The sequence below is a fragment of the Streptomyces sindenensis genome, from assembly GCF_014649035.1.
Classification (GTDB): Bacteria; Actinomycetota; Actinomycetes; order Streptomycetales; family Streptomycetaceae; genus Streptomyces; species Streptomyces sindenensis.
In genome coordinates this window covers 45,464-53,906 of sequence record NZ_BMSG01000042.1, presented here as the reverse complement: position 1 = coordinate 53,906, position 8,443 = coordinate 45,464, and the positions used below count along the sequence as shown (strand labels likewise).

The following is an 8,443-nucleotide window of genomic DNA, read 5'->3' as shown; positions in this document are numbered from 1 at the left end:
AGGTCGTAGCTCATGCCAGGAGGCTCTCATGCCGCTCTGATAGCCATAAGAAACGACGTCTAAGGTGAACGGCTCTGAATAGCTCGTCCGGCAGCCCACGGGGGAGCAGCCGGACGAGCTTCGCCAACCATCCACGCACCGAGTAACGGAGTTCACCCATGAGCGAAGCGAAGAAGATCAAGCCGCCGCAGGTTCAGCCCGGAACCGCAGGCGACGTCAAGCCCCAGGACAGTCACATGACGGGCGAGCCCACGGTCCAGCCCTTGGACAGCCACATGACGGGCGAGCCCACGGTCCAGGCCGCAGACAGCCACATGACGGGGCCGGACCCGCGCTGAGCGGGGGCCCGAGGGGGAAGCGATCACGGCAGCGCCGAGGGGGAGCCGCCGCGGTCGCGGTACGGGGGAATGTGTGAGGGGCCCGAGACGGGGGAAACGCTCGGGCCCCTCCCGCGTGTCCGGGGGCGGGGCCTACAGCCCCCGCAGCTCCCCCTTCACCACCTTGCCGCTCGCGTTGCGCGGGAGTTCCGCGACGAACTCCACCGTCCTCGGGACCTTGAAGTTCGCCATCTCGCGGCGGGACCAGGCGATCAGGTCGTCCGCGGTGAGCGTCGCGCCCCGGCGGCGGACCGCGTACGCCTTGCCGACCTCGCCGAGGCGCGGGTCCGGGACGCCGATGACCGCGACGTCGGCCACGTCCGGGTGGAGGCCGAGGAGCTGCTCTATCTCGGCCGGGTACGCGTTGAAGCCGCCCACGATGAACATGTCCTTGATCCGGTCCGTGATCCTCAGGTTGCCCGCCGCGTCCAGGACGCCCACGTCGCCGGTGCGGAGCCAGCCGTCCTCGGTCATCGTGGCGGCCGTCGTGTCCGGGTCCTCGAAGTAGCCGGTCATCACGTGGAAGCCGCGGACCTGGATCTCGCCCGGAGCGCCCGGTTCCGCCAGGACGCGGATCTCCGTGCCGGGGATCGCACGGCCCGAGGTCGTCGCCACGGTCTCCGGCGCGTCGTCCCGGCGGCACATCGTGACGATGCCGCTCGCCTCGGAGAGGCCGTACGCCGTGAGGACCGTGGCGATGCCCAGCTCGTTGCGCAGGCGCTCCACCAGCTGGAGGGGGACCACCGCCGCACCCGTCACCACCAGGCGCAGGGCCGACAGGTCGTGTGCGTCGCGGGACGGGTGGTCCAGGAGGGACTGGTGGAGGGTCGGCGGGCCGGGGAGGACCGAGATCCGCTCCGCCGCGATGTTCGCCAGCACCGTGTCCACGTTGAACACCGGCTGCGGCACCATCGTGGCCCCCCGCATCAGGCAGGCGATGATCCCCGCCTTGTAGCCGAAGGTGTGGAAGAACGGGTTCACGATGAGATAGCGGTCGCCCTCGCACAGGCCCGCCAGCTCGCTCCAGATCCCGTACGCGCGCAGCGTCTGCGCATGCGTGATCACCGCCCCCTTGGGCGCGCCCGTCGTGCCCGACGTGTAGATGATGTCGGAGGGCGATGAAGGAGCGATCCCGGCCGCCCGGTCCCGTACCGCCGCGGGCTCCACCCCCTCCCCCGCCGCCAGGAACTCCGGCCAGCTCGTGTAGTCCTCGGGAGCCGTGTCCGCCAGCACCACCACGCGTTCCAGGTCCGGCAGTCTCACCTCCGCCCGGCGCAGCGACGCCACGTACGACGTGCCCAGGAACGTTCCCGTCACGAACAGCAGCCTCGCCCGGCTGCGCCGCAGGATGTGCGCCGCCTCCGCGCCCTTGAAGCGGGTGTTGAGGGGGACCAGCACCGCGCCCGCGCTCACCGCCCCCAGCGCCGAGACGATCCACTCCGTCGTGTTCGGGGCCCAGATCGCCACCCGGTCGCCGGGCTCCACCCCGGCCGCCATGCACGCCGCCGCTGCCCGCTCCACCCGCGCGCCGAGCTCGGCGTACGTGAGCCTCGTGCGGCCGTCGGCCACCGCCTCGGTGGGGCCGTACCGGGTCGCCGCCGCCCGCACCAGCCCCGGGATGCTGCCCCACTCCTCGTCGCCCCGCATCACGCGCCCGCCTTCCGCCGCCGCACTAGCTGACTATCCGTCAGATTAGCGGTAGCCTCTGCCGCTGTCAGCAGGGGCGACGGTGCGGGAGGTCAGCGGATGGCGACGCTCAAGGACGCGACGGCGATAGTCGGGATAGGGCAGACGGCGTTCGCGAAACGGCTGCCGGAGTCCGAGAAGACCCTCGCCTGCCGGGCGATCCTCGCCGCCCTCGACGACGCGGGCATCACCCCCTCGGAGGTCGACGGCTTCGCCTCGTACACCATGGAGGAGACCGACGAGGTCGAGGTCGCCAAGGCGATCGGGGCCGGGGACGTCACCTTCTTCAGCAAGGTGGGGTACGGAGGCGGGGGTTCCTGCGCCACCCTCGGCCATCTCGCCGCCGCCGTCGCCACCGGACAGGCGAGCGTGGGGGTCGCCTGGCGGTCACGGAAGCGCGGGTCGGGCCCCCGGCCGTGGAAGAACACCGCCGTACAGCTCCCCACCCCCGCACAGTGGACCCGGCCCTACGGGCTGCTGCGTCCCGCCGACGAGATCGGCATGCTCGCCCGGCGCTACATGCACGAGTACGGCGCCACCCGCGACCACCTCTTCAACGTCGCCCTCGCCTGCCGCAACCGGGCCAACCAGAACCCGGACGCGATCATGTACGACCGGCCGCTGACCCGCGAGATGTACATGACCTCCCGCTGGATCAGCGAACCCCTCTGCCTCTTCGACAACTGCCTGGAGACGGACGGGGCGCTGGCCTGCGTCATCGTCTCCGCCGAGCGCGCCCGCGACTGCCGGCACAAGCCCGTCTACCTCCACTCCGTCGCCCAGGGGCTGCCCGCCCAGCACCACGGGATGGTCAACTACTGGAACGACGACCCGCTCACCGGGCCCGCCTGGACGGCAGCTCGACAGCTCTGGAAACAGGCCGACTTCGGGCCGCAGGACGTCCATGTGGCCCAGATCTACGACGCGTTCACCCCGCTCGTCCCCCTCTCCCTGGAGGGCTACGGCTTCTGCGCGCGCGGCGAGGGCGGGGCGTTCACCGAGGGCGGGGCGCTGGAGAGCGGCGGACGGCTGCCGGTCAACACCGGCGGGGGCGGGCTGAGCGAGGCGTACGTCCACGGCTTCAACCTCATCACCGAGGGCGTCAAGCAACTGCGCGGAACCTCCACCGCCCAGGTGCCGGACGCCGCCACCTGCCTGGTCACCGCCGGTGAGGGCGTGCCGACATCCGCTGTCCTGCTGAGGAGTTGAGGAGAACCCATGAGTATGTCCGACTCCGATTCCCTGCTGCCGCCCGTCGTCGACGAGGACGGCGCCCCCTTCTGGGCCTACGCCGCCCGGGGCGAACTCCGCGTCCAGGCCTGCGCCTCCCCCGCCTGCGGCGAACTCCGCTTCCCGCCCCGGCCCTGCTGTCCGCACTGCGGGTCGTTCGCGAGCGAGTGGCTGCTGACGAGCGGGCGCGGGCGGCTCTGGTCGTACGTCGTCCCGCACCCGCCGCTCCTTCCCGCCTACGCGGAACAGGCCCCGTACAACGCGGTGTTGGTGGAGCTGGTGGACGCCCCGCGGATCCGGCTGGCCGGGAACGTCGTCGCCTCCCCCGACGCACCGCTGAACTCCGTCGACCCGGCGCGGCTGCGGATCGGGGCCCCGGTGCGGGCCGCGTTCTGCCCGGCCGGTCCGGGCGGCTCGGTCACGCTCGTGCGCTGGCTCCTGGAGCGGTGAGCGGTGGCCCTGCGCATCGAGCGGGAGGCTGCCGCCGGGGTCGCGCTCGTCACCCTCGACCGGCCGGCGAGGCTCAACGCGATCGACCTGGAGACCGCCGCGGAACTCGCCGCACTGTGGCAGGAGTTGCGGTACGACGAGAACGTCCGGGCCGCTGTCCTCACCGGGGCCGGTACGCGCGCCTTCTGTACCGGGATCGACCGGGCGGCCACGGTCCCGCAGCCCCCCTCCCCGTACGCCGTCGACGATCCGCTCCTGCGCATCGGGCCCAAGGCGAACGACCTGTGGAAGCCGGTGATCGCGGCGGTGGAGGGGATGGCCTGCGGCGGTGCGTTCTACCTGCTGGGCGAGGCGGAGTTCGTCGTCGCGTCCCGGGAGGCGACGTTCTTCGACCCGCACACGACGTACGGGATGGTCTCGGCGTACGAGGCGATCGCGATGGCCCAGCGGATGCCGTACGGGGAAGTCGCCCGGATGTCCCTGATGGGCACGGCGGAACGGCTGAGCGCCGAGCGGGCGTACGCGGTCGGGCTGGTCAGCGAGGTGACGGAGCCGGGCGGCGCGGTGGCGGCGGCGCTGCGGTCGGCGGCCGTGATCGCGGGCCACCCGACGGACGCGGTGCAGGGCACGGTCCGGGCGGTGTGGTCCGCGAAGGAGGCGGCCAGGACCCAGGCGATGGCCCACGCCCCGGCGCTGATCGCCCTGGGCAACCTGCCCCCGGACCGGCAGGCGGAGCTGTTCGGGGCGCGGGGTGCGAGCGGGGAGCCCCGGGTGCGGTGAGCGGGTGCGCCGCGCGGTCAGACCACCTTGGCGGTCACTTCGCAGCGCTTGACCCGGGAGACCTTGCCGGGGCTCTCCATGCGTACGGTGAGCGTCCGGAACTCGCCGCTGTCGAGGGTCGTGGTGGCCTCGGCCGTGTCCACGGTCTTGCCGAAGGCGTCGACGAACCGCACGTCGATCTCGTACTCCTGGGTGTACCGGCCGTTCGCCTCCACCTCGATCAGCGAGGAGGTGACCGCCTTGCGCTTTCCCTTGCGCGGCGTGGCGCAGCGGATGACCCGGACGGCGGGGGCGCCGTCGGACGCGGTGGGCGTCGGGGTGGAGTAGGAGCCGGACGAGCCGGAGGACGAGGAGTCGTCGTAGTCGTCGTCGTAGTCGGTGTCGCGGTAGCCGTTGTTGCTCTTCTTCGAGCTGGAGCAGCCGCCACCGCTCGAACTGCCGCCCTTGCTCTTGCCGCTCTTGCCGCCGCTGCTGGAGGTCGAGAATCCGGTGAGCGCGAGCACCACGACGACCAGGACCGCCGCGAGCTTCGTCTGTTGCCGCATCATGGATGCAGCCCCCCTTTTCGTTTCGTTGCCGTGTGTGGAGCCGGTGGCGTGCGTTGCGACCTTCAGCATGCCGCGCGGGACCCCCTGTTCAGGTCATGACCCTGTCACGGTCCGGTCATGGTCTGCGTGGCGGGGGTGATCGTCCGGGCGTAGCGTCGGGGACGGGGGCCGTCCGCGTACGCCTCTGGAGGCTGCCGATGATCCGCAACGTCCTCGGCTCCGTCGTCGCCCTGGCCGGGGCCGCCTCCGCCGTGCTGAGCCCGTTCCGCGACTGGTACGCCGGCCGGGTCGGGCACGACTACCGGGTGGCGGACCTCTTCGGGGGGATCACCGCCACGGAGTCGGGGATGCTGGTCTCGATCCTGCTGCCGTTCCTGGGGGCGGCGCTGCTGGTGATCGTGGGTGTGGTGCTCCGCTCGCGCCTCGTGGTCGCCCTCGCGGGCCTGGTGGCGCTGGGCTTCACGATCCTGTGGATGGTCCGCCAGGGCCAGGCCGCGGGGTCGCTGGTGGTGGGCGGGGACGGGGCGGGGTTGCAGGTGGGGGTGGTGAACGCGCTGGCGGGCGGGGTGCTGATGCTGATCGGGGCGCTGCTGATGAGCGGCCGGCGGAGCCGGCGGGAGCGGGGGCCGGAGCGGAAGCGGGAGCCGGTGGAGCCGTTCGCCGTGCCGGCCGCGGATCAGGTGGACACCTGGCCGCCGACGCAGGAGCCGGGGATGTCCGTGCAGACGTCACCGTGGCCGGAGCCGGAGGCGGACCCGTACACGGGGCCCGATCCCCGTGATCCCCGTACGCGGTCGTATCCGCGGGCGCCGCACCCGGAGGACGACCCCCGGGACCCGGTGCATCCGCCCCACCGGCCGCCGCCTCCCCCGCGGGGCTGACGCCCGCCCCGAGCCATCGGCTCAGGTCCGTGCCCGGTTCCCCGTGCCCGTCCCCTTCAGCGCGTCCAGCGCGTACACGCACCGGTCCTTGCTGCACGCGTACACCACGCCCGCCCGCGCCACCGGCGAGCCCGTGATCTCGCCGCCCGTCGCCAGCTTCCAGCGGAGCTGGCCGCCCGCCGCGTCCAGGGTGTACAGCACATGGTCCGCCGAGCCGAAGTGGACCCGGCCGTCCGCCACCACCGGCGCGCCCACCACGTCGCCGCCCGCCGCGAAGCGCCACTTGGGGGTGCCGGTGACCGCGTCCAGGGTGTACAGCGCGCTGCCGCTGCCGACGTGCACGTTGCCCACCGCGACCAGCACCGGTTCGATGGAGGAGCGGGCCTCCGTGGCGATCCGCCACCGGTCCTTGCCCGTCGTCGCGTCCAGCGCGTACACCGTGCCGAGGTAGTCCGCGAGGTACACCCCGCCGCCGGTCACCGCCGGGCCCGGCGCGAACGCGGGCGGGGAGAGGAAGACCGCCGGGGCCTCGAAGTGCCAGCGCACCCGGCCGGAGCCGGTCTCCACCGCCAGCACGCGGGTGCCCGCCGCGATGTAGACGTAGCCGTCGGTGGCCGGGGTGACCCGGACCGGGACGCCGCCGCAGGAGGCCGCGTCGCCGATCGGGTACGACCAGCGCTCCAGGCCCGTACGGGCGTCCAGGGCGCGCAGCCGGGCGTCCTGCCAGACGTACACCGTGCCGTCGTGGATGACCGGCCCGGCCTCCGCCGTCTCGAAGTCGGTCTGCGCGCCGGTGACCTCCCACAGCTTCTCGCCGCTGGACGCCTCCCAGCCCTGTACGCCGCCGCCCCGGGTCGCGGTCAGGACCGTGCCCCGGTCGGCCTTGAGGGCGTACACCCAGGCGTCGGTCGACAGACGCCACTGCTCGGCGCCGGTCGTGGCGTCCAGCGCGTACAGCGAGGGGCCGTCCGACGCGTGGATCCTGCCGCCCTCGACGGCCATCGCCCAGGCCACGTCCCGCGTCTTGAACTGGCGTCGGCCGTTGCCCACGTCCAGCGCGTGGACCTCGAAGGACGTCACGTACAGCAGATCGCCGGAGACGACGGGCGTGCCCCACACGTCGTTGGACATGCGGAAGCGCCAGGGCCGCCAGCGGTCGGGGGCGGGGGCCTCCGGGGCGGGGCCGGGGGCCGTAACGGGGGCCGTGGGCGCGGCGGCCGCGGCGGACGAGCCGTTGACCCCGGCGGGCGGGCGGACCCAGCCGGTCGCGGGGGCCGGGTGCGCGGCGGCCGCCCCGCGCCCGTCTCCCGCTCGCGGGCCGGGCCCGATGGGCACCTTCGCGCCGGGCAGCTGGACGGGCCCGCTGTCGGGCGCCGCGGACGGTCCCGCCGGGGCGGGGGCCTGGGCGGGCCCGCCGGACATCGGCGAGGGCGAGGCCAGCGGGGAGGGCGAGCGCAGATCGGCCCCGCTGCGCCAGGCGGTGTCCCGCTCCGGGGCCCTGGGGGGCTGCCGCGGGGGCGGCGGGGGCGACACGGGGGCCGCGGGCAGGGCGGTCCGTCCGCCGCCCCGGCGCGCCTCGATCATCGCGGTGGCCCGGGAGGGCAGCCAGGCCGACGCCGTACCGCTGTCGTCGCCGCCGGAGGCGAAGAGGTGCGGGGCGAGCTGGGCCTGGAGGTCGGCGGGGCTGGGCCGGTGGGTGGCGTCCATCTGCATGCAGGACTCGATCAGCGGCCGCAGGTCGTCGGGCAGCCCTTCCAGGTCGGGGCCCTCGCGCAGCAGCATGAACACCGTCTCGACCGGGTTGGCCCCGTGGAAGGGGGCGTGCCCGGTGGCGGCGAAGACGAGGGTGGAGCCGAGCGAGAAGATGTCGCTGGCCCCGGTGACGCTGCGGGAGTCCCGGGCCTGCTCGGGCGACATGTACGCGGGCGTGCCGACGGCGACGTTCGTCATGGTCAGGCGGGTGTTGGAGACGCCGGACGCGATGCCGAAGTCGATCACCCGGGGGCCGTCCTCGACGACGAGGACGTTGGACGGCTTCAGGTCGCGGTGGACGAGGCCCGCGCCGTGGATGGACTGGAGGGCCTCGGCGATACCGGCGGCCAGCCAGCGCACGGCCTGCGTCGGCATGGGCCCGCACTCGTTCACTATCTCTTCGAGCGACGGCGCGGGCACGTAGGCGGTGGCGAGCCAGGGCACGGCGGCGCGCGGGTCGGCGTCGACCACGGCGGCGGTGTAGAACCCGCTGACGGCGCGGGCGGCCTCGACCTCGCGCGTGAAGCGCACCCGGAAGAGCTGGTCCTCGGCGAGCTCGGTCCGCACCGTCTTGATCGCCACCCGCCGGCCGGACGCCGAGCGGGCGAGATAGACCAGCCCCATGCCGCCGGCCCCGAGCCGTCCCAGCACCTCGAACGGGCCGATCCGTCTCGGGTCGTGCTGCGTCAGCTGCTCCACCACTTGCCTGCCACCTCCCCGTACGGACCTCGGCGACGAA

General features: G+C 73.6%; 8 protein-coding genes. 5 read left to right on the top strand and 3 right to left on the bottom strand.

Features of this window, described 5'->3' with window-relative positions; genetic code table 11:
* Nucleotides 1-158 precede the first annotated feature (158 nt).
* Entirely contained in the window at nucleotides 159-338 is a 180-nt protein-coding gene (locus IE145_RS30350) for a hypothetical protein (protein ID WP_189528636.1), read from the top strand.
* A gap of 132 nt (nucleotides 339-470) precedes the next feature.
* On the opposite strand, the gene IE145_RS30345 is transcribed toward IE145_RS30350, so the two are convergent.
* Nucleotides 471-2,024, bottom strand: a complete 1,554-nt coding sequence (locus IE145_RS30345; RefSeq protein ID WP_189528641.1) for a FadD3 family acyl-CoA ligase — start codon at nucleotides 2,022-2,024, stop codon at nucleotides 471-473.
* 99 nt (nucleotides 2,025-2,123) lie between these two features.
* Here IE145_RS30345 and IE145_RS30340 point away from each other — a divergent pair, with 99 nt between their 5' ends.
* The 3 genes from IE145_RS30340 to IE145_RS30330 are packed head-to-tail and all read left to right on the top strand — an operon-like array spanning nucleotide 2,124 to nucleotide 4,523.
* Nucleotides 2,124-3,272: a lipid-transfer protein gene (locus tag IE145_RS30340; protein ID WP_189528635.1), complete on the top strand. Its 1,149-nt coding sequence runs from the start codon at nucleotides 2,124-2,126 to the stop codon at nucleotides 3,270-3,272.
* Nucleotides 3,273-3,287: 15 nt separating this feature from the next.
* Nucleotides 3,288-3,743 (top strand): Zn-ribbon domain-containing OB-fold protein, encoded by a 456-nt coding sequence (locus tag IE145_RS30335; protein WP_189528640.1) that lies wholly within the window; start codon nucleotides 3,288-3,290, stop codon nucleotides 3,741-3,743.
* A 3-nt stretch (nucleotides 3,744-3,746) separates the two neighbouring features.
* A complete protein-coding gene (locus IE145_RS30330) occupies nucleotides 3,747-4,523 on the top strand; it encodes an enoyl-CoA hydratase/isomerase family protein (RefSeq protein ID WP_189528634.1) in 777 nt (258 codons plus the stop codon).
* Nucleotides 4,524-4,540: 17 nt separating this feature from the next.
* Here the strand turns inward: IE145_RS30330 and IE145_RS30325 are convergent, their stop codons facing one another.
* Entirely contained in the window at nucleotides 4,541-5,071 is a 531-nt protein-coding gene (locus IE145_RS30325; RefSeq protein ID WP_189528633.1) for a hypothetical protein, read from the bottom strand.
* A gap of 197 nt (nucleotides 5,072-5,268) precedes the next feature.
* Here IE145_RS30325 and IE145_RS30320 point away from each other — a divergent pair, with 197 nt between their 5' ends.
* Nucleotides 5,269-5,952 carry a hypothetical protein gene (locus tag IE145_RS30320; RefSeq protein WP_189528632.1) on the top strand — a complete coding sequence of 228 codons (684 nt, stop codon included), beginning with the start codon at nucleotides 5,269-5,271 and terminating at the stop codon, nucleotides 5,950-5,952.
* A 21-nt stretch (nucleotides 5,953-5,973) separates the two neighbouring features.
* On the opposite strand, the gene afsK is transcribed toward IE145_RS30320, so the two are convergent.
* The gene (afsK, locus tag IE145_RS30315; RefSeq protein WP_189528631.1) at nucleotides 5,974-8,406 is read right to left on the bottom strand and encodes a protein serine/threonine kinase AfsK; all 2,433 of its coding nucleotides are present in this window, start codon (nucleotides 8,404-8,406) and stop codon (nucleotides 5,974-5,976) included.
* Nucleotides 8,407-8,443: the final 37 nt, after the last annotated feature.